At 60.5% G+C, this 23,101-nt stretch carries 18 protein-coding genes; 17 read left to right on the forward strand and 1 reads right to left on the reverse strand.

From position 1 onward, the window contains the following. Positions 1-136: 136 nt before the first annotated feature. The 16 genes from glnE to FBY12_RS19970 all read left to right on the forward strand — a co-directional run bounded on the left by glnE (position 137) and on the right by FBY12_RS19970 (position 19,196). Entirely contained in the window at positions 137-3,076 is a 2,940-nt protein-coding gene (gene glnE / locus FBY12_RS19895; protein WP_145255199.1) for a bifunctional [glutamate--ammonia ligase]-adenylyl-L-tyrosine phosphorylase/[glutamate--ammonia-ligase] adenylyltransferase, read from the forward strand. A 208-nt stretch (positions 3,077-3,284) separates the two neighbouring features. Continuing rightward, positions 3,285-4,319 (forward strand): lipopolysaccharide heptosyltransferase II, encoded by a 1,035-nt coding sequence (waaF, locus tag FBY12_RS19900; RefSeq protein WP_145255202.1) that lies wholly within the window; start codon positions 3,285-3,287, stop codon positions 4,317-4,319. 1 nt (position 4,320) lies between these two features. Then, complete coding sequence (waaC, locus tag FBY12_RS19905) at positions 4,321-5,382, forward strand: lipopolysaccharide heptosyltransferase I (RefSeq protein ID WP_092274300.1); 1,062 nt, start codon at positions 4,321-4,323, stop codon at positions 5,380-5,382. Next, a complete protein-coding gene (locus FBY12_RS19910) occupies positions 5,382-6,503 on the forward strand; it encodes a glycosyltransferase family 4 protein (protein ID WP_145255204.1) in 1,122 nt (373 codons plus the stop codon). Before waaC ends, FBY12_RS19910 begins: the two co-directional genes overlap by 1 nt. Then, positions 6,503-7,309: a lipopolysaccharide core heptose(I) kinase RfaP gene (gene rfaP / locus FBY12_RS19915; protein WP_145255206.1), complete on the forward strand. Its 807-nt coding sequence runs from the start codon at positions 6,503-6,505 to the stop codon at positions 7,307-7,309. The genes FBY12_RS19910 and rfaP overlap by 1 nt, the downstream gene beginning before the upstream one ends. Further along, complete coding sequence (locus FBY12_RS19920) at positions 7,309-8,043, forward strand: lipopolysaccharide kinase InaA family protein (protein ID WP_121732844.1); 735 nt, start codon at positions 7,309-7,311, stop codon at positions 8,041-8,043. Before rfaP ends, FBY12_RS19920 begins: the two co-directional genes overlap by 1 nt. After that, positions 8,040-8,792 carry a lipopolysaccharide kinase InaA family protein gene (locus FBY12_RS19925; RefSeq protein WP_145255208.1) on the forward strand — a complete coding sequence of 251 codons (753 nt, stop codon included), beginning with the start codon at positions 8,040-8,042 and terminating at the stop codon, positions 8,790-8,792. The genes FBY12_RS19920 and FBY12_RS19925 overlap by 4 nt, the downstream gene beginning before the upstream one ends. Continuing rightward, on the forward strand, positions 8,792-10,243 hold the full coding sequence (locus tag FBY12_RS19930; protein ID WP_145255211.1) for a lipopolysaccharide kinase InaA family protein: 1,452 nt from the start codon (positions 8,792-8,794) through the stop codon (positions 10,241-10,243). The genes FBY12_RS19925 and FBY12_RS19930 overlap by 1 nt, the downstream gene beginning before the upstream one ends. Positions 10,244-10,469: 226 nt before the next feature. Then, the gene (locus FBY12_RS19935) at positions 10,470-10,802 is read left to right on the forward strand and encodes a YceK/YidQ family lipoprotein (protein WP_121732847.1); all 333 of its coding nucleotides are present in this window, start codon (positions 10,470-10,472) and stop codon (positions 10,800-10,802) included. 5 nt (positions 10,803-10,807) lie between these two features. Continuing rightward, complete coding sequence (locus tag FBY12_RS19940) at positions 10,808-11,662, forward strand: DUF3800 domain-containing protein (RefSeq protein WP_145255214.1); 855 nt, start codon at positions 10,808-10,810, stop codon at positions 11,660-11,662. A gap of 227 nt (positions 11,663-11,889) precedes the next feature. Continuing rightward, positions 11,890-13,647 (forward strand): carbamoyltransferase, encoded by a 1,758-nt coding sequence (locus FBY12_RS19945; protein WP_092274275.1) that lies wholly within the window; start codon positions 11,890-11,892, stop codon positions 13,645-13,647. Further along, on the forward strand, positions 13,631-14,761 hold the full coding sequence (locus tag FBY12_RS19950) for a glycosyltransferase (RefSeq protein WP_145255217.1): 1,131 nt from the start codon (positions 13,631-13,633) through the stop codon (positions 14,759-14,761). The genes FBY12_RS19945 and FBY12_RS19950 overlap by 17 nt, the downstream gene beginning before the upstream one ends. Next, on the forward strand, positions 14,761-15,657 hold the full coding sequence (locus tag FBY12_RS19955) for an antimicrobial resistance protein Mig-14 (RefSeq protein ID WP_145255220.1): 897 nt from the start codon (positions 14,761-14,763) through the stop codon (positions 15,655-15,657). Before FBY12_RS19950 ends, FBY12_RS19955 begins: the two co-directional genes overlap by 1 nt. Before the next feature lie 8 nt (positions 15,658-15,665). Further along, the gene (locus FBY12_RS19960; protein WP_145255223.1) at positions 15,666-17,096 is read left to right on the forward strand and encodes a PIG-L deacetylase family protein; all 1,431 of its coding nucleotides are present in this window, start codon (positions 15,666-15,668) and stop codon (positions 17,094-17,096) included. A gap of 64 nt (positions 17,097-17,160) precedes the next feature. Beyond that, complete coding sequence (locus FBY12_RS19965; protein WP_145255226.1) at positions 17,161-18,315, forward strand: glycosyltransferase family 4 protein; 1,155 nt, start codon at positions 17,161-17,163, stop codon at positions 18,313-18,315. Beyond that, positions 18,312-19,196 (forward strand): glycosyltransferase, encoded by an 885-nt coding sequence (locus tag FBY12_RS19970; protein WP_145255229.1) that lies wholly within the window; start codon positions 18,312-18,314, stop codon positions 19,194-19,196. Before FBY12_RS19965 ends, FBY12_RS19970 begins: the two co-directional genes overlap by 4 nt. A gap of 72 nt (positions 19,197-19,268) precedes the next feature. On the opposite strand, the gene FBY12_RS19975 is transcribed toward FBY12_RS19970, so the two are convergent. Continuing rightward, positions 19,269-21,131 carry a bifunctional O-antigen ligase/aminoglycoside phosphotransferase family protein gene (locus tag FBY12_RS19975; RefSeq protein WP_145255232.1) on the reverse strand — a complete coding sequence of 621 codons (1,863 nt, stop codon included), beginning with the start codon at positions 21,129-21,131 and terminating at the stop codon, positions 19,269-19,271. A 155-nt stretch (positions 21,132-21,286) separates the two neighbouring features. Here FBY12_RS19975 and msbA point away from each other — a divergent pair, with 155 nt between their 5' ends. Next, a complete protein-coding gene (gene msbA / locus FBY12_RS19980) occupies positions 21,287-23,089 on the forward strand; it encodes a lipid A export permease/ATP-binding protein MsbA (RefSeq protein ID WP_121732854.1) in 1,803 nt (600 codons plus the stop codon). Positions 23,090-23,101: the final 12 nt, after the last annotated feature.

The raw sequence follows: 23,101 nt of genomic DNA on the forward strand, positions 1-23,101 counted from the left end.
AAGGTGAAAGCTTGATGCTGGCTGCCAAAATAAAAGAAATTTCAGCTATTTCTAACCTTTGTTCGACAGTCGGTCACGTAGCGGCTTTCCAAGAATCACTACATGCAGCCCTTCACACGCCGATCAAGGATAGACCATGACCCTGCCTTCGCTTGCCCAACTGCCTGCCATTCTCCAGCCATTGGTCAGCCGTTCCGATGAGTCGTTCCGCGCGGCCGTCGCTTTATTGGACGACGAACAGGGGCTGTCCACCTGGACGCCTGAACGCTGGGCGCAATTTGCCCGCGTCACCGCCGCCAGCGATTTCGTGATTGAACAGAGTGTTCGTGACCCTTTGATGTTGCTGACGCTGGTGCAGTCCGGCGAATTGGACCGCAGCCTGGCGCCCGGCGAGTTGTGCGCGCAGATCGCCGCCTCGGTGAATGCGGCGCAAACCGAAGATGAACTCGGCCGCGCGCTCCGGCGCCAGCGCACCCGCCATCAAGTGCGCATCATCTGGCGCGACCTGACCCGCCAGGCCGACATGATCCAGACGTGCCGCGATCTCTCGGACATGGCCGATGCGAGCATCGATCAGGCCTATCAGTGGTTGTACGCGCGGCACTGCCAGCAGTTCGGCGTGCCGACCGGGCGACGCAGTGGCGAGCCGCAGCAAATGGTCATCCTCGGCATGGGCAAACTCGGTGCCGTGGAGCTCAATCTGTCGTCCGACATCGACCTGATTTTCGCCTACCCCGAGGGCGGCGAAACCGTCGGCGTCAAGCGCTCGCTGGATAACCAGGAATTTTTCATCCGCCTCGGCCAACGCCTGATCAAAGCGCTGGACCCGATGACCGTCGACGGTTTTGTCTTTCGCGTCGACATGCGTCTTCGCCCCTATGGTTCGGCCGGCGCGCTGGTGTTGAGCTTCAACGCGCTGGAGCAGTATTACCAGGATCAGGGGCGCGACTGGGAACGCTACGCGATGATCAAATCGCGCGTGGTGGCCGGCGATCAAGTGGCCGGCGCGCAGTTGCAAGAGCTGCTGCGGCCGTTCGTTTATCGGCGCTATCTGGACTTCTCGGCGATTGAAGCGCTGCGCACCATGAAGCAGTTGATCCAGCAGGAAGTGCGGCGCAAAGGCATGGCCGACAACATCAAGCTCGGCTCCGGCGGCATCCGCGAAGTCGAATTTATCGCTCAGGCATTCCAGTTGATCCACGGCGGCCGCGACTTGAGCCTGCAGCAACGTCCTCTATTAAAAGTGCTGAGCACGCTCGAAGGTCAGGGTTACTTGCCAACAGCGGTGGTCAGCGAGTTGCGCGAAGGTTACGAATTTTTGCGCTACACCGAGCACGCGATCCAGGCGATTGCCGACCGCCAGACGCAGATGTTGCCGGACACCGAGCAGGATCAGGCGCGAATCGCCTTTATGCTCGGATTCGCCGATTGGGCCGCGTTCCACCAGCAACTTATGCACTGGCGCGGCCGGGTCGCGTGGCACTTTGCGCAGGTGATTGCCGATCCTGATGAAGAGCAAGGCACCGAGGCTGAAGTGGTGGTCGGCGGCGAATGGTTGCCGTTGTGGGAAGAGGAGCAGGACGAAGAGGCTGCTTGCCGACAATTGCAGGAGGGCGGTTTCGTCGATGCCGCCAAAGCCTTGAAAACCCTGGCCGGATTGCGCGGCAGTGCGCAATTGCGGGCGATGCAGCGTCTCGGCCGGGAACGCCTTGATGCCTTTATTCCGCGCTTGCTGGCGCAGGCGGTCGAACACGCCAATCCTGATTTGGTGCTGGAGCGGGTCCTGCCGCTGGTTGAAGCGGTGGCGCGGCGCTCGGCGTATCTGGTGTTGCTCACGGAAAACCCTGGGGCGCTGCGACGTTTGTTGACGTTGTGCGCCGCGAGCCCGTGGATTGCCGAGCAGATCACCCGTTTTCCGCTGCTGCTGGATGAGTTGCTTAACGAAGGCCGTTTGTTCAAGCCGCCCTTGGCGCCGGAATTGGCCGCCGAATTGCGCGAGCGCCTGACGCGTATTCCCGAGGACGACCTCGAACAACAAATGGAAGCCTTGCGCCATTTCAAATTAGCCCACCGCTTGCGCGTCGCCGCCTCGGAAATCGCCGGCAGCCTGCCGTTGATGAAAGTCAGCGATTACCTGACCTGGCTCGCCGAGGCGATTCTCGAGCAAGTGCTGGCGCTGGCCTGGCGGCAGACGGTGGCCAAATACGGCACGCCGCTGCGCAATGACGGCACGTTGTGTGATCCGGGTTTCATCATTGTCGGTTACGGCAAAGTCGGTGGGCTGGAGTTGGGGCATGGTTCCGATCTGGACCTAGTGTTCATCCATGACGGCGATCCGCAGGCTGAAACCGATGGCCCAAAACCTATCGACGGCGCGCAATTCTTCACTCGCCTTGGTCAGCGAATCATTCATTTGATGACCACGCAGACCAACTCCGGGCAATTGTATGAAGTCGACATGCGCCTGCGCCCGTCCGGTGCTTCGGGGTTGCTGGTGAGTTCGCTCGGCGCGTTCGCCCGCTATCAGGAAAACGAAGCCTGGACCTGGGAGCATCAGGCGTTGGTGCGCGCGCGGGTGCTGGTCGGCAGCAAGGATGTCGGCCAGGCGTTCGAGAAGGTTCGCGCGTCTATTTTGGGCAAGGCGCGGGATTTGCCGACCTTGCGCCAGGAGGTCAGCGAGATGCGCGCCAAGATGCGCGATAACCTCGGCAGCAAGAGCACGGCCGCCGGCACTGCGGCAAATGCCTTCGAAGCCTCGGCGCCGTTCGATCTCAAGCAGGACGCCGGAGGTATCGTCGATATTGAATTTATGGTGCAATACGCGGCCCTGGCGTGGTCCGAACAGCACCCGTCATTGCTCCGCTGGACCGATAACATCCGCATTCTGGAAGGGTTGGAACAGGAAGGCCTGATGCCTGCCGAAGACGCCAGCCTGCTGCGCGAGGCCTACAAAGCCTACCGCTCCGCCGCCCACCGGCAGGCGTTGCAGAAGGATCCGGGAGTAATCCCGGGCGACCAGTTCGCGGACGAACGACGGCAGGTATTGCGGATCTGGAAAGAGCTGGGGCTAAGCTGAAACCGTTTATATGCAGCAACGAACACCCCTGCGGAATAGAAATTCAGGCAACACCGACAATCCCCTGTAGGAGTGAGCCTGCTCGCGATAGCGGAGTGACAGTCGACAGTCATGTTGAAGGTGATGACCCATCGCAGGCAGGCCCGCTTTTGCAGTGATTATCGAGGCGGGGAGGCGTATGCCTCCCCGGCTCGTTTTTGGAAACCACATGAAAATTCTGATCGTTGGGCCCAGTTGGGTCGGTGACATGGTGATGGCGCAGACACTGTTTCAGTGCCTCAAGCAGCGCCACCCGCAATGCGAAATCGACGTGCTGGCCCCCGAGTGGAGCCGGCCGATCCTTGAGCGCATGCCCGAAGTGCGCCAGGCCTTGAGCTTCCCGCTCGGCCACGGCGCCCTCGAGCTGGCGACCCGTCGGCGCATCGGCAAATCCCTGGCCGGCCAGTACGACCAGGCGATCCTGCTGCCCAATTCGTTGAAATCGGCGCTGGTGCCGTTCTTCGCCGGCATCCCGAAACGCACCGGTTGGCGCGGCGAATTCCGCTACGGTCTGCTCAACGACGTGCGCACGCTGGATAAAGAACGTTACCCGCTGATGATCGAGCGCTTCATGGCCCTGGCCTACGAACCGGGCACCGAACTGCCGCAACCCTATCCGCGCCCGAGCCTGCGAATCGACCCGGTCACCCGCGAAGCGGCGCTGGGCAAATTCGGCCTGAGCCTCGACCGTCCGGTGCTGGCGCTGTGCCCCGGCGCCGAGTTTGGCGAGTCCAAACGCTGGCCGTCCGAGCACTACGCCAAAGTCGCCGAAACCAAGATTCGCGAAGGCTGGCAAGTCTGGCTGTTCGGCTCGAAAAACGATCACTCGGTCGGCGAAGACATCCGCGCGCGGCTGATTCCCGGCCTGCGTGAAGAATCGGTCAACCTCAGCGGCGACACTTCGCTGGCCGAGGCAATCGACCTGCTGTCCTGCGCCGACGCCGTGGTTTCCAACGATTCCGGGCTGATGCATGTGGCCGCCGCGCTGAACCGGCCGCTGGTCGCGGTGTACGGCTCGACCTCGCCGGGCTTCACGCCGCCGCTGGCCGAACAGGTCGAAATCGTCCGGCTCGGCCTCGAATGCAGCCCGTGTTTCGACCGCACCTGCCGCTTCGGCCATTACAACTGCCTGCGCCAGCTCATGCCGCAACCGGTCAACGAAGCCCTGCAGCGGTTGCAGGGCACTGTGGTCGAGGTCAATTAGTTTGCGGGTTCTGTTGATCAAGACTTCCTCGCTGGGCGACGTGATTCACGCGTTGCCAGCGTTGACCGACGCGGCGCGGGCGATCCCCGGCATCACCTTCGATTGGGTGGTGGAAGAAGGCTTCGCCGAAATCCCGACCTGGCACCCGGCAGTGGGCACAGTCATCCCGGTGGCGATCCGCCGCTGGCGCAAAAACATCTGGCAGACGATCAAGAGCGGCGAGTGGAAACGCTTCAAACAAAGCGTGCGCGCGACGAAATATGACTTGGTGATCGACGCCCAGGGCCTGCTCAAAAGCGCCTGGCTGACCCGTTACGTCAAGGCCCCGGTGGCCGGGCTCGACAAGGATTCGGCGCGCGAGCCGATGGCTTCGCGGTTTTACTCGCGCCGCCTCGCCGTCGGCCGTGGCCAGCACGCGGTCGAGCGCGTGCGTCAGTTGTTCGCGTTGGCGCTGGGTTACGACTTGCCCAAGGGCCTCGGCGATTACGGCCTCAACGTCGAACGCCTGGTCGAATTGCCGCGCAAGAATCCTTACGTGTTGTTTCTGCACGGCACCACGTGGGACACCAAACACTGGCCGGAAGCCTATTGGCGTGAACTCGCCGAACGCGTCGGCCACCTCGGCGTCGCGGTGAAATTGCCGTGGGGCAACCCGGTCGAGAAGGCCCGCGCCGAGCGCATTGCCGCCGGTTTCCGACATGCCGAAGTGCTGCCCAAACTCAATCTCGCCGGGGTCGGCAAAGTATTGGCCGGCGCGCAGGCGTGCGTGGCCGTCGACACTGGTCTCGGTCACCTCGCTGCCGCGCTCGACGTGCCGACCCTGTCGCTGTTCGGCCCGACCAACCCGGGCCTGACCGGCGCTTACGGCAAGGCGCAGATTCACATCGCCAGCGACTTCCCGTGCGCGCCGTGCATGCAAAAGAAATGCACCTATCAACCGACGGCCGAAGACGCCCGTCAGTTTGACCTTAAACGCGAGTGGCCCCTGTGCTTCACGCGTCTGAATCCCCAGCGTGTCGCCAGCCGACTGAGCACGTTGTTACTGGCTGAGGAGCTGCGCTGATGCAATTGGCTTTTGTCCTTTATAAATATTTCCCGTTTGGCGGTTTGCAGCGCGATTTCATGCGCATTGCTCTCGAATGTCAGCAGCGCGGACACCAGATCCGCGTGTACACGCTGATTTGGGAAGGTGACGTGCCGCCGGGTTTCGAAGTGTTGGTGGCGCCGGTCAAGGCGTTCTTCAATCACCGGCGCAACGAAAAACTCAGCGAATGGATGGCCGCCGATCTGGCCAAACGTCCGGTCGATCGCCTGATCGGCTTCAACAAAATGCCCGGCCTCGACGTTTATTACGCCGCCGACGGCTGCTTTGAAGACAAGGCGCAAAACCTGCGCAATTCGCTGTACCGGCGCTGGGGCCGCTACCGGCACTTCGCCGAGTACGAGCGTGCGGTGTTCGCCAAGGACGCCAAAACCGAAGTGCTGATGATTTCCGAGGTGCAGCAGCCGCTGTTCATCAAGCATTACGACACGCCGCTGGAACGCTTTCATTTGCTGCCGCCGGGGATTTCCCAGGACCGTCGCGCGCCGCCGATTGCGCCGCAGATTCGCGCCGAGTTCCGCGCTGAATTCGCACTCAAGGACGACGATCTGCTGCTGGTGCAAATCGGCTCCGGGTTCAAGACCAAAGGTGTCGATCGCAGCCTCAAAGCGCTGGCCGCCTTGCCCGCTGATCTGAAGAAACGCACACGGCTGTTTGTAATTGGCCAGGACGACCCCAAATTGTTCCAGATGCAGAGCGCCACGCTAGGGCTCGGCGACAACGTCACGTTCCTCAAGGGCCGCAGCGACATCCCGCGTTTCCTGTTGGGCGCCGACCTGTTGATCCACCCGGCCTACAACGAAAACACCGGCACCGTGCTGCTTGAAGCGCTGGTCGCCGGGTTGCCGGTGCTGGTCAGTGCGGTGTGTGGTTACGCCCATTACATCGCCGAGGCCGATGCCGGGCTGGTGCTCGATGAGCCGTTCGATCAGGCGCAACTCACGCACTATCTGAGCGACATGTTGAACGACGCAGATGCACGGGCGGCCTGGAGCCGCAACGGTCTGGCCTTCGCCGAGACGGCCGACCTCTATAGCATGCCGCAGCACGCGGCCGATGTGATTCTGGCGGAGCACGCTTAATGAAGTTGATGCTGGCTGAACCGTTCAAAAGCCTGTGGGCCGGACGCGATCCGTTTGCCGAAGTCGAAGGCTTGCAGGGCGAGGTGTACCGCGAGCTCGAAGCGCGCCGGACCTTGCGCACCGAAGTGAACGGCAACGGATTTTTCGTGAAAATCCACCGCGGCATTGGCTGGGGCGAAATCTTCAAAAATCTGCTGACCGCCAAACTGCCGGTGCTCGGCGCGGGCCAGGAATGGAAAGCCATCCAGCGCCTGCAGGAAGTCGGCGTGCCAACCATGACCGCCGTCGCCTATGGCGAGAAGGGCAGCAACCCGGCGGATCAGCATTCGTTCATCGTCACCGAAGAACTGGCGCCGACCATCAGCCTCGAAGACTTCAGCATCGACTGGGTGAAAAACCCGCCGGAGCCGAAACTCAAGCGCGCGCTGATCGCCGAAGTCGCGCGCATGACCGGCATGATGCACCGCGCCGGGGTCAACCACCGCGACTGCTATATCTGCCACTTTCTGCTGCACACCGACAAACCGATGACTGCCGAGGACTTCAAACTCTCGGTGATCGACCTGCACCGCGCGCAGACCCGGCCGAAGATCAACCAGCGCTGGCGCAACAAGGATCTGGCGGCGTTGTACTTTTCGGCGTTGGACATTGGCCTGACTCAACGCGACAAGATGCGTTTTCTCAAAGGCTACTTCCAGCAACCGCTGCGGCAGATTCTCGGCGAAGAAGCCGGCTTGCTCAGCTGGCTCGAAGGCAAGGCCAACAAGCTCTACGAACGCAAACAGCGTTACGGGGATGCGCTCTGATGCCGGGTTGGAAGCTGGACCCGGCTTACAGCGAACTGGCGCAAGACTTCGGCAACCTCGACGCGGTGTTTGCCCTGCAGGGCGAGCGCATGACGTGGGACCCGTTGTCCGAGCTGATTCGCGTCAAGCGCAACGGCGTCAATTACTACGTGAAGCGTTACGTCGGCGCCGGTAAAGGCCTGCGTCGTTATCTGGGCAAGCCGCGGGTGAAAGCCGAGTGGCAAAACCTCAAGCGCTTCGCCAAGTGGGGCATCCCGACCGCTGACGTGGTGGCGTGGGGCCTGGAGCGGCGCGGCGCGGCGTACGATCGTGGCGCGATGATCACCCGCGAACTGCCGAACACCGAAGACCTGTCGGCCCTGGCTGATCGCAATGACCCGAAACTGGCGGACCGCGCCTGGGTCGATGCGGTCAGTCGGCAATTGGCCGGTTACACCCGGACCATGCACGACCATCGCTTCACCCATAACGACTTGAAGTGGCGCAATTTGCTGATCGACGATCAGGCCCGACTGTTCCTGATCGATTGCCCGAACGGCGATTTCTGGCGCGGGTTCTGGCTCAAGTACCGCATCACCAAAGACCTGGCCTGCCTCGACAAAGTGGCGAAGTATCACTTGTCGGCGACCCAGCGCCTGCGCTTTTACCTGCAATACAGCCAACGGCCTCGGCTCAATGCCGCCGACAAAAAACGGATCCGCCACGTGCTGAGATTTTTCGAGGGCCGCGAATGACTGATTTCCTCGCCGCTGAAGACCGCGCGCTCCTCGAGCGCCACGGTCTCGGCACGTTCGACGCGCTGTGGGCCAAGGAGCTCGAAGCAGTTGATGAACCCAACACGGCGGGCGGTGGCTGGAGCAGCGTGTTTCGGCTCGATCTGGAAGGGCAGGGGTTTTACCTCAAGCGCCAGAGCAATTACCTGACGCGGACTTTGCACGCGCCGTTCGGCGAACCGAGTTTCGCCCGCGAATTCCGCAACATTTCGCGTTATCAGCAGATGGGCATTCCAGCGCTGCAAGCGGTGTTTTTCGGCGAGCGCAAAGTCGCTGGCGAAGTCCGCGCGATCCTCCTGACCCGCGCGCTGGACGGCTGGGATGACCTCGATTCGCTGTTGCAGCGCTGGGCTGATTTAAGCGCCGCGCAGCACTCGGCAATTCTCCGTGCCTGCGGACAACTGGCGCGACGCCTGCACGGCGTGCGTCAGGTTCACGGCTGTTTTTACCCCAAGCATATTTTCCTGCGCGCGAGCGGCGACGGTTACGAGGCGCAGTTGATCGATCTGGAAAAGACTCGGCCCTTGTTGTTCGGTCAACGCGACCGCACCAAGGATCTGGAGCCGCTGGTGCGCCGTGCGCCGCAGTGGACGCCAAGCCAGTTGCGCGAGTTATTGGCCAGTTACGTCGAGCAACCCGTCGACAGTCCGCTGGTCGATAGCTGGCTGTCGCGGCTCACCGCGCGCCGCAGTCACAAGGAGACGCGCTGATGCGTTTGTCCGAACTGAAGGACGCCGGCCGTAGCCCGACTTTGCCAATCAACATTTCGCTGGCCGATGCCGCCGGGCCGGCCGATCTGCAATTGCTCAGCTTGTTGCGCGTGCTGCCGGGCCAGCGTTATGTCGGTGCCGGTGTCTGGCGTGGCCGCCCGGTGCTGGCCAAATTGCTGGTCGGCAGCAAAGCCGCGCGGCACTTCCAACGTGAGCTGGACGGCGTGCGCTTGCTCGCCGCGCAGGGCCTGACCACGCCGCTGCTGTTGGCTGATGGCTTGAAGGACGGCGAGGGCGGTTGGCTGCTGTTCGATTTCCTCGAAGGCGCCGAGAGTCTGGGCGAAACCTGGAAACGGGTCGAACACTTGCCGGTGCTCGCCGACATGCAGGGCGCGGTGCTCGCCGAAGCCTTGGGCGCGATCGGCCAAATGCATCGCAAAGGGCTGTGGCAGGAAGATTTGCACCTGGACAATCTGCTGCGTCAGCGCGGGCGGTTGTACCTGATCGACGGCGGCGGCGTCTGTGCTGAAACGCCGGGCCAGCCGTTGTCGCGGCAGAAAGTATTGGAAAACCTCGGGGTGTTTTTCGCCCAGTTGCCGAAGTCGCTGGAACCATTTACCGAAGAATTGCTGGTCTATTACCTGCTCAGTAACGGCGAACATGCGTTGCCGATGGAAGCCTTGCAGAAGCAGATCGACAAGGTTCGGCGCTGGCGTCTACGCGACTTCCTGATCAAATGCGGGCGCGAATGCACGCTGTTCAGCGTCCAGCGCGGCGCGTTTGCTTTGCGGGCGATTCGTCGCGAGGAAGAAGCCGCGATGGTGCCGGTGCTGGAGCAGGCCGATGCCTTGCTCGATCAGGGCCACTTGTACAAAACCGGCGGCGCCGCGAGCGTCGGCAAGGTTGAAGTGGCCGGGCGCACTCTGGTCATCAAACGTTACAACATCAAGGGTTTTGCCCATTGGCTCAAACGCTTCTGGCGCCCGAGCCGGGCCTGGCATTCGTGGCGCGAGGGCAATCGCCTGGCGTTCCTCGGCATCGCTACGCCAAAACCGTTGGCGTTGCTGGAGCAGCGATTTTTGTGGCTGCGCAGCCGAGCTTATCTGGTGACCGAATACTTGCCCGGCCCGGACATCATCGAGCGGTTTGCGCCGTACGTCGAAAGTGGCGCGGCGCCCGAGGCCGAGTTGCTGGCGTTGGATCATCTGTTCGCCGAGCTGATCAGCGAACGCATCAGCCATGGCGATTTCAAGGGCCATAACCTGTTCTGGCACAACGATCGCTGGGCGCTGATCGACCTCGATTCGATGTGTCAGCACAGCTCGGCCAGCAGCTTCGCCCCGGCTTATGCGCGGGATCGCGCGCGGTTCATGCGCAACTGGCCGCCGGGCAGCGCGTTGTATCAAGTGATTGATCAGCGTTTGCCGAAGGACATCGCCAGCGCTGGCTGAATCGGGCCTGCGGCCCATCGCGAGCAGGCTCACTCCTACACTTGGAATGCGTTTCCTGTAGGAGTGAGCCTGCTCGCGATAGGGCCCACCGAGCCAACACAAAACCCGGTCTGCCAACGGAGGACACATTCTAGTGAAATGTCCTACATGATCTGCAGACCCCGTGAACTGTGCCCTGAGTAACCCCAGTGCTAGCTTGTCTGACGATTCCGACAGGCAAATTCAGATGATCAAAATAGCGCTCCTGCTGGTTACGCTTTCAGTGCTTTTGACCGGCTGCGGCACCGCCGTCACGGTCCTGCAAGACGACGCCGACGCCGCCCGCAGCCTCAGAAAACAAAAAACCTACTGCCAATCGATTCCGCGCATCTACAGCGGCCTCGCCTACGGTTTTTGCGTACTCAATGCACCACCCGACCCCACTGGCGTTCTGGTGCCGCTGGTTTTGCTGGATTTAAGCCTGTCAGGGGTTCTGGACACAGTGGTGTTGCCGTACACGATCTATCGGCAGGCAGCGGATGGGAATATCGCGGTGTATTGGCGTCCGGGTCGTGGGTAACTCTCTTGCCTCAACGATCCCTTACTTATGAAAAGACCGACGACGCGGATTCTGCATCGCACCAGCCTGCACCACCGACTGCGAGGTACAGCGACTTCATCATTTATGTCGACGAGAGCGGCGATCATGGAATGCAAAAACTGGACTCAAACTATCCGGTTTTCGTGCTCGCGTTTTGTGTTTTCCATAAGCGGCATTATTGCGAAGCGGTTATCCCGGCACTTCAGAAGTTCAAGTTCGCCCACATGGGGCATGACCTCATTGGTCTGCACGAATTGGAGATCCGAAAAGAAAAGGGAGCCTTCAAAAATTTGTTCAAGTCCAGACAGCACAAGCATGGGTTTCTCGATGAATTGACCCGCATTATCGATACAAGCGATTTTGTCTTGATCAGTTGCGTGATCGACAAAGCCTCCCTGCAAAAAATACACGGCCCCGTTCACAATCCCTACCACGTGGCGCTCGGCTTTTGCCTGGAAGCGCTTTATGAGTTTTTAGGGGAAAAGAACCAGCAGAGTGCGTTGACCCACGTGATATTCGAGCGCCGGGGAAAGAGGGAGGATAGAGAGCTTGCGCTGGAGTTTCGCCATTTATGCTGTGGCTCGAACCGGATAGGCATTTCGCTGCCGTTTGAGCTCGTCTTTGCCACCAAACAGGCAAACTCTACTGGCCTGCAGTTTGCAGATCTTGTTGCGAGGCCGATTGGTATGAGCGTTTTGAGGGCGGGGCAGGACAATCGAGCGTTTGATGTGCTCAAACGCAAGTTCTACTGTCGTGGTGGCCGCAGCAAGGCTGGGGAGGACTTTGAAGATTGGGGTTTAAAGATTTTCCCTGTGCCAGAAAGCGAAAAGCCTCGGTGAAATTCACCAAGGCCAATGCGCCGACCGGGATCCCCCAGTCCGTTTGCGCAAGAGTCTATGTTGAGTTCTTCTGACTGTCAACGCGAGACCCAGCCAGATGCCGCTAGAGGTTTACCGGTGCTTTTACGCTATAATCCCGCCCTTTAGCTGTCTCTCGCTGCTTGCGAGGGCACATTAATTTTTGAGGCGCTTGTCGCCTGCATGCAGACTAAAGAGGCTAGACCCCTGTGGCATTGACGATTCTTGGCCTGTCCGGCGCCCTTAGCCATGATCCTTCCGCAGCGTTGTACATCGACGGCAAGCTGGTCGCGGCGGCGGAAGAAGAGCGCTTCGTGCGCGATAAACATGCAAAGAACCGCATGCCTTACGAATCGGCAAAGTTCTGCCTCGAGCAGGCGGGCATCAAGCCGTCCGATGTCGATGTGGTCGCGATCCCGTTTGCCCCGATCAGCCTGTTCGGCAAAGCGCGCTGGCACTACGCCAAGCGTTACTGGTACGCCCCGGACCGCGCGCTCGACGCGATCCTGATGGGCAACCGTCGCTACAAGCGCTATCGCAACAAGATCGTGTTCTGCCTCGAGCAGCTGGGTTTTGACCCGAAGAAAATCAAGATCGAACCGGTCGAGCACCACCTGGCTCACGCCTCCAGCGCTTACCACTGCTCCGGTTTCAAAGAGAAAACCGCGATCCTCGGCATCGACGGCAAGGGTGAGTACGCCACGACCTTCTTCGGTTACGGCGAAAACGGCAAGATCCACAAGATCAAGGAATTCTTCGATCCCGATTCGCTCGGCGGCCTCTACGGCGCGATCACCGAGTTCCTCGGTTTCGAAATGCTCGATGGCGAATTCAAGGTCATGGGCATGGCGCCGTATGGCGACCCGAGCAAGTACGATTTCTCGCGCCTGGCCTCGTTTGAAAATGGCGAGTTGGTGATCAACACCGACTACGCCAACGTCATCGGCCTGCGTCGTTATAAAGAGAAGGGCAAAGGTTTCTACTTCTCGCCGAAGCTGATCGAGTGGCTGGGGCCGAAGCGCGAAGGCGACATCGCTGACGAGCCGTACATCCATTACGCGGCGAGCATGCAAGCGCTGTTCGAAAAGATCTCGCTGCAGATGATCGACCACTACCTGGGCGACGTGCTCAAGGAAACCGGCAAACTGGCGTTCGCCGGCGGCTGTGCGTTGAACGTCAAACTGAACCAGAAAATCATCGCCCGTGACGACGTCACCGAATTGTTCGTGCAACCGGCGTCCGGCGATGCCGGCACTGCGGTCGGCGCCGCGGCATATGTGTCGCACGCCCGTGGTGTACCGGTCGAGAAGATGGAACACGTCTACCTCGGCCCGTCGTACAGCAACGAAGACGTGATCGCCGCGTGCGCCCGTCACGCGAGCAAACCGACCTGGCGCAAGCTTGAGAACATGCCGGAAAACATCGCCAAGATCATGGTCGATGGCAACCCGGTCGCCTGGTTCCAGGGCCGCATGGAATTTGGTCCGCGCGCACTCGGCGGTCGCTCGATCATCGGTTGCCCGAGTGCCACCGGCGTCGCTGACCGGATTAACCACCAGATCAAGTTCCGCGAGCGCTGGAGGCCTTTCTGCCCGTCGATGCTCGACACCGTTGCACCGCAGATGATCAAGATCGATCACCCGGCGCCGTTCATGACCTTCACTTTTGAAGTCGCAGAGGAATGGAAAACCCGCGTACCGGAAGTGGTCCACGAGGACGGCACGTCCCGCGCGCAGGTGCTCAAGCGCGAATACAACCCGCGTTACTACGACATGATGAAAGCGCTGGAAGTGCTTACCGGCAACGGCGTATCGCTGAACACCTCGCTCAACCGTCGTGGCGAACCGATGATCTGTTCGCCGACTGATGCGTTGAACATGTTCTTTGGCTCTGACCTGCAATACTTGATCATGGAAGACATTCTGGTGGTCAAAGAAGGTGCGGAGGCTTATGACACGCTCGGCTGAACGCCATGTGCTGCAGTTCTGTCACGGCTATGACGGGCCGTTTCTGGACTGTGCCCGGCAGTACGCCACTCTGTTCGCGGGGACTGGCTATCGGGTGACCACGGTTTTTCTGACCGGGGTCGCCGACAGTGAAGTCGCCGCGAGCTGCGCTTCTGACGAAGTGCTGTTCATGGAATACCGCTCCAAGGCCATCCGTGGCCTGAAGCTGGGCGCGATCCGCGATCTGCGCAAGATCGCCGCTTCGCGCAACTTCAGTTTCTGCATCGCACACCGCTTCAAGCCGATCTACATAGCCTTGCTCGGCACCGCATTGCCGGTGATTGGCGTGCACCACGCGTTCGACGACTACGAACGCCGCACACGCAAACTCTTCGCGAATTTTTTCCACAAACGCTTGAGCCTGCTCGGCGTTTCCAATGCGGTGCGCGACGACATCCGCAGTTGCCTGCCGAAATGGCCGGCTGCGCGAATTCAGACGCTTTATAACCGCATCGATGTGCAAGCCCTGCAGGACAGTCACCTGTCCGCGCATGTCGCCCGCCAGGATCTGGGTCTTTCGACCGATGCCTGGGTGGTCGGCAATGTCGGCAGGCTGCACCCGGACAAGGATCAGGCGACGCTGCTGCGCGGTTTTGCCGAGGCATTGCCCGGTTTGCCGGCGAACAGCCAATTGGCGATTCTCGGTATCGGTCGGCTGGAACACGATCTCAAGGAACTCGCGCGCGAGCTGGGCATAGGCGATCGCGTCATGTTCCTCGGCCAGGTGCCCGAAGCCCGGCTGTATTTCCGCGCATTTGATGTGTTCGCCCTCAGTTCCGACAACGAACCGTTCGGCATGGTGCTGCTCGAAGCGATGGCCGCTGGCGTGCCGTTACTCGCCACCGCATGCGGCGGGGCGAAAGAAGTCGTCGAAGGCGTGGGCATTCTGTTCCCGCCGGGCGACGCCGAACATCTGGCCCAAGGGCTGCAGCACCTGGCTGCGATGGATGAGCAACAACGTCGCCAATGCGCCGAGCTGATGCTCGAGCGCTTGCGTGAGCGCTTCAGCGACCGCGCAGTCGGCGATGCTTTCTGGCGTTTGCCACACGTTACCGAACTGGCAAAGAGGGGCTGATGCTCAACCGATTTCAAGGCTGGCGCGAGCGTGGCTGGGCGTCGGTCGACGCCCCGACTTATGCGGCTGCCTGGCAGCGATTTGGCGGCAGCGTCGCCACCCATCCGCTCGTCGTCGAGCGCTTGGCCGCCCTCGCGGGTATCCCGGTGCGCTACCTGGCCTGGGAGCAAAACGGTGAAGTCAAAGCCGCGATCCCGACCTGGGGCCGCGACCTCGCACTGTCCAAGGACGTGCTCAAACGCCGCGGCAAAAAAGGCCTGTTCGACCTCGGCAACGCCGAGCTGATCCTGCCGGCCGCCGCTGATGCCCAGGCACCTTTACGCCATCGCGGGCGTTATCTGTCGGCGCTGAACGAAGGCCGCTTCACTGGCATCAAGTTGCAGACCGAACAACTGGCCATGGCCCGCACCCCCGAAGAACTGTCGAAAAAGTTTCGCTACAACCAGCGCCGCGAACTGCGCCTGCTGGAAGAAGCGGGCGGTGTGGTGCGGCCAGTCAGCGATTTTTCCAGCGCCGAATTGGCAGCGATCTATTGCGATCTGTTTCAGCGTCGCTGGGGTTTCCCGGCGACCGGCGCGGCGCGCATGGGCGAGGTCATCGAGCTGCTGCGCGAACTGCTGATCGGCTCGGTGATTTTCCTCAACGATGCGCCGATTGCCATTCAACTGGTCTACCGCGTCGAGGCGCCAGAGTGGATCAGCGTCGAATACATCAATGGCGGCGTCGACCCTGAAACCCGCGAATTCAGTCCCGGCAGCGTGTTGAGTTTCATCAATACGCAAAGCGCCTGGGAACACGCGCGAGCGCTGGATAAACCGCTGCGGTTTTCCTTCGGTCGCGCCGACCGTGAATACAAGGACCGCTGGTGCAATCCTGTGCCGGTCTTCACCGTATGAGCCCGCCCATGAGCCGCAAACAGCAACTGCTCAAGCGTCATCGTCGCAACAAGCGCGTCGGCCTGCTGATCGCGCTGGTGTTGCTGGTTGTGATTGGCCTGCTGGTGGCCTGGTGGCTGCCATTGGTGTTGGCGATCCTCGGCTGGATCGCGCACGAAGCGTGGTTCGCCGACCATCTGTTCTATGCGCCGTCCGACGATTATCAATACAGCTTTCCGCCGTACACCCAGCGGCCCAAGGTGCATCTGAACGGCGAGCATTTGCGCCTCGACGAAGGTGTGATGCTGGTCGATGACGCGACGTTGGTGTTGGCGCTGCGGATCAAAAGCACATGGCTGGGGCGGTTTTTCGACCCGGTGGTTGAGCTGCTCGGCGGCAATAATCCGGATCGACAGACCTTCGAGCGCGGCGTCAACGGCCTGCGTTATCTGAACCTCAGCGGCCAGTCGCACGTCTTGTCCCAGGGCCAATTGCGGTTGCGCGGGCGCTTCTGCAAGGTGTTCGGCGAGCCGGTGCTGTGGGCTTTCGAGCAAGCGGATTACCGCCGCGAGCGCGTCATGGTCATCGCGCCCCACGCCGACGATGCGGAACTGGCGGCCTACGGTTTGTACAGTCAGGCCAGTGAAGCCTGGATCGTCACCCTGACCGCCGGCGAAATCGAAGCCGAACACTATCAGCAGATGGGCCTGAACAAGGTCGAAGCGGCGCGCCTCAAGGGCCGTTTGCGCGCCTGGGACAGCATTGCCGTGCCGCGTTGGGCCGGCGTGCCGCAAGAGCATTGTGTGCAACTGGGTTATTTCTGCCTGCAACTGGCGGCGATGAAAGCGGCGCCGTCGCAACCGATGGGCTCGCGCGAAGCGGAGCTGGGCGACACGCGGCTGTTTCGCCAGATGAACCCGTTTACCTTGCCCGGCGACGCCGACGGTGCGCCGACCTGGAACAATCTGCTGGCCGATCTGCGCGAAGTGCTGCTGCGCGCACGTCCCGAGGTGATCGTATTGCCGCACCCGACGCTCGATCCGCACCCGGACCACATCTGCGCGCAGGAAGCGGTGCTGGAAGCGCTGCAAGGTCTGGATTGGCAGCCAACCCTGCTCGGTTACGCCAACCATTTGCATGACAACGATCGCTGGCCGATGGGCAATGCCGGCAATGGCATCGCGTTGCCTCCGGCGTTCGATGCGACGCTGGCGATGCAGCCGTGCTGCCTGCCGCTGGCCATCGAGCAGCAGCGCGACAAAGCCATGGCGCTCGGCATGATGCACGACTTGCAACCGCCGCCGCCGTTCAAGCGACGCCTGCGGCGCATCATCCAGCGTTTGCTCGCCGGTCGTGCGCCAGCGGTTTATGGCGAGAACGAATTCTTCCGCAAAGCGGTCAGACGCCATGAATTGTTCTGGGTGCTGAAGCAAAACGAAACGTCTGCACCAAACCCATAAAATACCTCGCGGCTGGCCAGGCCTCCTGGGTCATCGATGCGAACGGTTTCCTCCGGGGAGAGTTATGAGTCAACGGTCCAAGGTTCTGCAATTGCAGCCTGACTACAACGTCAAATCCCATGACTTTGCCGACCTGGCAGAGCAGATCGTCAAGGCCTTGCCTGGCGATCGTTATGAGGTGACTGCGGCGTTCCTGCGCGGCAAACCTGGGCCTGGCGAGGCGGTGAGCCGTGCCGACCGTTCGGTGTATTTCGAGTTTTCCGACAAGTCTCTCAAAGGCATGCGCCTGCGCGCGATGTGGCAGCTGTACAAATTTTGCCGCGCCGAGAAGTTCGACGTGGTGATCTGCAACCGCTTCAAACCGGTGAACATGATGCTGGCGCTCAACCGCTGGCTGAAGGTGCCGCTGTGCATCGGCATCTCTCATGGTTTCGGCGAATACGACCGCTTTTACCGGCGCCGCCAGACCCAGCGCCTGATTGATCGGCACTGGCGTTTTGTCGGGGTCTCGCCAGCGGTCAAACAGTACTTGCTGGACTGCAAGTGCGGGTTTACCGACCAGAACACCTACGCGATCACCAATGCCATCGACATCGAACAGGCTGAAGGCTTGCAGCACAGCCGCGAGCGCGCCCGTGAGTTGTTGGGCATCGATCCGTCGGTGCGTTTGATCGGCGCGCTCGGGCGGCTGGTGCCGATAAAGGGCCACACTTACTTGTTGCAGGCGTTCGCCGCGCTCAAGGACAAGTACCCGAATACACAATTGGCGATTATTGGCGCCGGCCGCGAAGAAGCTAAACTCGCCGCCGAGATCGAGCGCCTGGGCCTTACCGGTCGCGCGCATTTGCTCGGTTTCAAGGAAATCGCCTTGCAGTACATCCGCGCCTTCGATGTCTGGACCATGCCGTCGCTGGCCGAAGGCCTGGGCCTGGCGCTGCTTGAAGGCATGAGCGGGCACTTGCCGGTGATTGCTTCGAAAGTGCCGGCCATGCTGCCGCTGATCGAAGGCGCCGGAGGCCTGGCGATTACCCCCAAAGACGTGCCGAGCCTGACCGCCGCACTGGACACCTACCTCGCGCTGCCCGACGACGAGCTAAGGGCCAAAGGCGAGCAGGCCTTTGCTTATCTGCAAACCGAACACGACATCGAGGTGTTCCGCCAGGAATACCTGAACCTGATTGAATCCGGCCTGGAACAGGCTCGCAAGGAACACAAATGAGCGACGCGCAACCTATCGTCACGGTCATCATCGCGTCGTATAACCACGAACGCTATATCGAGGAAAGCATCCTCAGCGTGGTCAACCAGACCTACTCGAACATCGAGTTGCTGGTGGTCGATGACGGCTCAAAGGATGGCAGCGTCGAGCGCATCAAAGCGTTGCAGGCGCAGCACGGTTTCGATTTTCGGGTGCAGGAAAATCAGGGCCTGACCAACACGCTCAACGGCGCGATTGCGCGCTCAACGGGCAGCCTGATCGTGCCGTTCGGCTCCGATGACATCATGCTGCCGGAGCGTATTGCCACGCAGGTCGCGTACATGGACGGCAAGCCCGAAGTGGGGATCTGCGCCGGCAACATCGAGCTGATCGACGCCGACGGCAATCTCTATCCGGAGAAGCGCCAGCGCCGCGACGTGCCATTCCGGCGCCTGGACTTCGAGGACATGTTCCTCGAACTCAAACCGTATCCGCCGGCCCCGACCCTGATGATTCGCCGTGAGGCGCTGGACAAGGTCGGCGGCTTCGATCCGAATATTCGCCTGGAAGATTTGCTGATCGAGCTGAAGGTGACTCACGCCGGTTATTTCATCGATGGCCTGAACGTGTTGATGGCGCGCTATCGCAAGCACGCCACCAATTCTTACAAGAATCACCGCTTCATGATCGACAACATTCTGCGCACCTACGCGCTGTTCAGCGATCACCCGTTGTATGAGCACGTGCGCTGCAAATTCCTCAGTTCGATGTTCCTCAAAGCCGCGAGTCGCGACCGCAAACTGGCGCGTGAACTGCTGGCGCAGATCCCGTTCAAGTCGTGGAACAAGAAAACCTGGCGCGGCTTGGGACGTTTGTATTTTTCGCCGCTGGAAAAAGACTGAGCACCGCTGCGATCAGGGCAGCGGTGTCGAATAAAGCGATAAGAAGTAGAGCGCGTTGGCGCGCTCCACCGATCAGCTGACCTGGGCCGTGGCGCTGTCCGCCAGCACTTGTTTGTGCAGTCTGTTCACGGCCGCTTGCGAGGCGGTCACGCCATAACCTTGCAGCAACGCCTGGAAATGATCCTCGAACAACCAGCGTCGGTCGGCGGTGTAGCGCTGCATATGGCGCAGATTGCGCTGGCGCAATGACAGGCTCAGCGCCGATGGGTAGAGACGCAGATCGGCGACATCGATCAGGCCGAATTCACCGTCCTCCAGCACCAATACATTGCCCAGATGCAGCGAACGGAAATACACGCCGCGCTCGTGCAACTGCGCCATGAACTTGCCGAAGCGTTCCACCAATGCCTGGCGCACGTCCGGCGCGGTGATTGCTTGCAGCACCTGACGCAGCGTATTGCCCGGCAGCGGCGTGTAATGCACGGCGCTGCTGCCATCATCGAGGCGATACAGGTCGAGGATCTGTGGCGTCGGGAAACCCAGTTCGCGCAAGCGCTCACTGTTGACGGCGAAGCGTTCGGAGTAGGAATTGAAGCTGCCCGATGTGTACCAGCGGCGAGCGCGGAACAGCTTGAGGAAACTGCCATCCTCCAGGCGCAGGACTTTGGGGCCCAGGCCGTCTTCTTCAATCACCCGCGCGTTGGCGGATAGCGACAGGAAGGCCGGCTGCGAGAGTTTCTTGATCGACATCGCGAGCAAGCGGCCGGCGCGCTGGTTGATGCTCAGCGCGGCAATCAGCGCCAGCGGAATCCACAGCAGGAACCAGTGCTCCTTGGGCCGCGAGATAATCCCGCCGCCCTCGGTCAGGCCCGCGCCGATGCCGAAAATCATCCACGTCGAGGCAATGATGAACAGCGGTTGTACGCGATGGCGCCAGCTGCACAGCAGGGCGTAGCCCTGGAAGAACAGCCACGGGATAAGACCGAGAATTCCGACGTAATAAAGCACACCCAAGGCAAAGCTGTGCGGCTCTGAAAGCAAGTAGCCCACGCCCGGATCGACGCTCAGGCTGGCGTCGTAGCCATGGCCGATCCATGGGTGTTCAGCAATTTTCTGCAGGACGATCTGCCAGATCTGCAGACGGTATGAATACCCGCGCTCGAAAATCATGTCGGAGAAAAACATCAGCACTGCCGCACCACTGGCAAGCAGGATGCCGAGCAGCACCACGGAGCGGCGATTCCAGCAAGTGAAGCTCAGCCACAGCGCGGCCAGTGTCAGCGCCACCAGTGGTGTCCGCGAACCGGTCGCGATCACCGCCGTCAGCATGATCAACACTGCCGGAATACTCAGCAAAAGTATCTGCGGGCGCTTGCAGGTCATGCTCAAACTGAGCCAATACGCACAGAAAAACCCGAACAGGTGCGAGCTCAGCAATGGATTGTCGAACGCGCCGCTACCGATCAGCCGCGCACCTGGCGTGTAGATCTGGGCAAACATGTAGAGGTTATAAATCGATGCGATCAGCCCGACGATGGCGGCGCCGAACAGCAACGGTTGAACAATTTCGGTGCGATAGCGGACCAGCAGATAACACCCGGCGAAGAGCATCAGGGTGTGCAGCGGCGCCTTGAATTTACCGGCGAATCTTTCATCGCCCGGGCCCCAAAGCAGGCTGAACATGGCCCATCCGGCGAACACCAGCATCGCGATAAAGATCGGCTCGCGCAGCAACTGCTTGAGCTCGCGCGGGCGCAGGCACAGCGCTATCAGCGAGGGAATGCTGAACAAGCCGTAGTAAAACTTGTGCAGCAGACTGCGATCCGGCAGAAAGAACAGCGAGCACAGAAGCAAGAAATAACCTGCTGGAAGCATCCACAGGCAAATGAAATCGAATACTCGATTGGAAGAGCTGTTTAAACCGCTGAATTGCATGCTGGGAAATTCAATCCTGGAAGTTGATCGGCCGTTCTGGTGATGGCTATCTGATACTGTTTGAGCCGTCTAACAATAACAGCCTTTATGCGTTTGCCAGAACCCCGAAGAAGCTGTGCTAAAGTCAGCGTCCTTTTTATCGACAATCGCGTGATATGACCGACTCCAGTCTCTCCGCAAGCCCATCGAGCTTGAAAATCTACTTCCGCCTGCTCGGCTATGTCCGGCCGTACATCAGTCTGTTTCTGATCAGCATTGTCGGCTTTCTGATTTTTGCTTCGACGCAGCCGATGCTCGGCTACATCCTGAAGTACTTCGTCGATGGCCTGTCCAATCCGCAGGCGGTGCTGTTTCCGAGCGTGCCATACCTGCGTGACCTGCAACTGCTGCAAGCGGTGCCTCTGCTGATCATCGTGATCGCAGCGTGGCAAGGTCTGGGTTCCTTCCTGGGCAATTACTTCCTGGCCAAGGTTTCACTCGGACTGGTTCACGACCTTCGGGTTCAACTGTTCAATAATCTGCTGGTCTTGCCCAACCGATATTTCGACAAGCATAACTCGGGTCATCTGATTTCGCGTATCACCTTCAACGTGACCATGGTCACCGGGGCGGCGACAGATGCGATCAAGGTCGTAATCCGCGAAGGCATGACGGTAATTTTCCTGTTCGCCTCGCTGCTGTTCATGAACTGGAAACTGACGCTGGTGATGATTGCGATCCTGCCGCTGATTGCCGTGATGGTGAGCACCGCGAGCAAGAAATTCCGCAAGCAGAGCAAGAAAATCCAGGTCGCCATGGGTGACGTGACGCACGTGTCTTCGGAAACCATTCAGGGCTATCGCGTGGTGCGCAGCTTCGGTGGTGAAGTCTACGAGCAGAAGCGTTTCCTCAAGGCCAGCCAGGGCAACACTGACAAACAATTGCGCATGACCCGCACCGGCGCGATCTACACACCGCTGCTGCAACTGGTGATCTACAGCGCCATGGCGGTGCTGATGTTCCTCGTGTTGTACCTGCGCGGCGATGCTTCGGCCGGTGACATGATTGCTTACATCACCCTGGCCGGCCTGCTGCCCAAACCGATCCGCCAGTTGTCTGAAGTCAGCTCGACCATCCAGAAAGGCGTGGCCGGCGCGGAGAGCATTTTCGAACAACTGGACGTCGCGCCAGAGGTCGACACCGGCACCATCGAGCGCGATGCGGTCAGCGGTCGCCTGGACGTGCGCAACCTCAGCTTCACCTACCCGGACACTGACCGTCAGGTGCTCAACGACATCAGTTTCTCGGTCGAACCGGGGCAGATGGTCGCGCTGGTCGGGCGCTCGGGCAGCGGCAAGTCGACGCTGGCCAACCTGATTCCACGTTTCTATCACCACGACAAAGGCGAGATCCTCATCGATGGCGTGGAAGTGGAGCAGTACAAGCTGTTGAACCTGCGCAAGCACATCGCCCAGGTCACCCAGCACGTCACGCTGTTCAGCGACACCGTGGCCAACAACATCGCTTATGGCGACTTGGCTGGCGCGCCGCGTGAAGACATCGAGAAAGCGGCGAAAGACGCTTACGCCATGGACTTCATCGCCCAGTTGCCCGAAGGCCTGGACACCCAGGTCGGCGAAAACGGCGTGCTGCTTTCCGGCGGTCAGCGCCAACGTCTGGCGATTGCCCGGGCCTTGCTGAAAAACGCGCCATTGCTGATTCTCGACGAGGCGACTTCGGCGCTGGATACCGAATCGGAACGGCACATTCAGGCGGCGCTGGATCACGTCATGAAGGGCCGCACCACGTTGGTGATCGCCCACCGTTTGTCGACCATCGAGAAAGCCGATCTGATTCTGGTCATGGACCAGGGCAAGATCGTCGAGCGCGGCACGCACGGCGAACTGTTGGCGCAGAACGGCTATTACGCACGCTTGAACGCCATGGGCCTGGATGCCCCGGCGCAAGACATGGCCTGAGCCCGTTGACGG

Source organism: Pseudomonas sp. SJZ131 (genome assembly GCF_007828705.1).
Taxonomy (GTDB): Bacteria; Pseudomonadota; Gammaproteobacteria; order Pseudomonadales; family Pseudomonadaceae; genus Aquipseudomonas; species Aquipseudomonas prosekii.

Excerpts from the sequence above, each read along its gene's own strand:
- glnE (WP_145255199.1), top strand. The coding sequence starts at position 137 with ATGACCCTGCCTTCGCTTGCCCAACTGCCTGCCATTCTCCAGCCATTG.
- waaF (WP_145255202.1), top strand. The coding sequence starts at position 3,285 with ATGAAAATTCTGATCGTTGGGCCCAGTTGGGTCGGTGACATGGTGATG.
- FBY12_RS19910 (WP_145255204.1), top strand. The coding sequence starts at position 5,382 with ATGCAATTGGCTTTTGTCCTTTATAAATATTTCCCGTTTGGCGGTTTG.
- rfaP (WP_145255206.1), top strand. The coding sequence starts at position 6,503 with ATGAAGTTGATGCTGGCTGAACCGTTCAAAAGCCTGTGGGCCGGACGC.
- FBY12_RS19920 (WP_121732844.1), top strand. The coding sequence starts at position 7,309 with ATGCCGGGTTGGAAGCTGGACCCGGCTTACAGCGAACTGGCGCAAGAC.
- FBY12_RS19925 (WP_145255208.1), top strand. The coding sequence starts at position 8,040 with ATGACTGATTTCCTCGCCGCTGAAGACCGCGCGCTCCTCGAGCGCCAC.
- FBY12_RS19930 (WP_145255211.1), top strand. The coding sequence starts at position 8,792 with ATGCGTTTGTCCGAACTGAAGGACGCCGGCCGTAGCCCGACTTTGCCA.
- FBY12_RS19935 (WP_121732847.1), top strand. The coding sequence starts at position 10,470 with ATGATCAAAATAGCGCTCCTGCTGGTTACGCTTTCAGTGCTTTTGACC.
- FBY12_RS19950 (WP_145255217.1), top strand. The coding sequence starts at position 13,631 with ATGACACGCTCGGCTGAACGCCATGTGCTGCAGTTCTGTCACGGCTAT.
- FBY12_RS19955 (WP_145255220.1), top strand. The coding sequence starts at position 14,761 with ATGCTCAACCGATTTCAAGGCTGGCGCGAGCGTGGCTGGGCGTCGGTC.
- FBY12_RS19960 (WP_145255223.1), top strand. The coding sequence starts at position 15,666 with ATGAGCCGCAAACAGCAACTGCTCAAGCGTCATCGTCGCAACAAGCGC.
- FBY12_RS19965 (WP_145255226.1), top strand. The coding sequence starts at position 17,161 with ATGAGTCAACGGTCCAAGGTTCTGCAATTGCAGCCTGACTACAACGTC.
- FBY12_RS19970 (WP_145255229.1), top strand. The coding sequence starts at position 18,312 with ATGAGCGACGCGCAACCTATCGTCACGGTCATCATCGCGTCGTATAAC.
- FBY12_RS19975 (WP_145255232.1), bottom strand. The coding sequence starts at position 21,131 with ATGCAATTCAGCGGTTTAAACAGCTCTTCCAATCGAGTATTCGATTTC.
- msbA (WP_121732854.1), top strand. The coding sequence starts at position 21,287 with ATGACCGACTCCAGTCTCTCCGCAAGCCCATCGAGCTTGAAAATCTAC.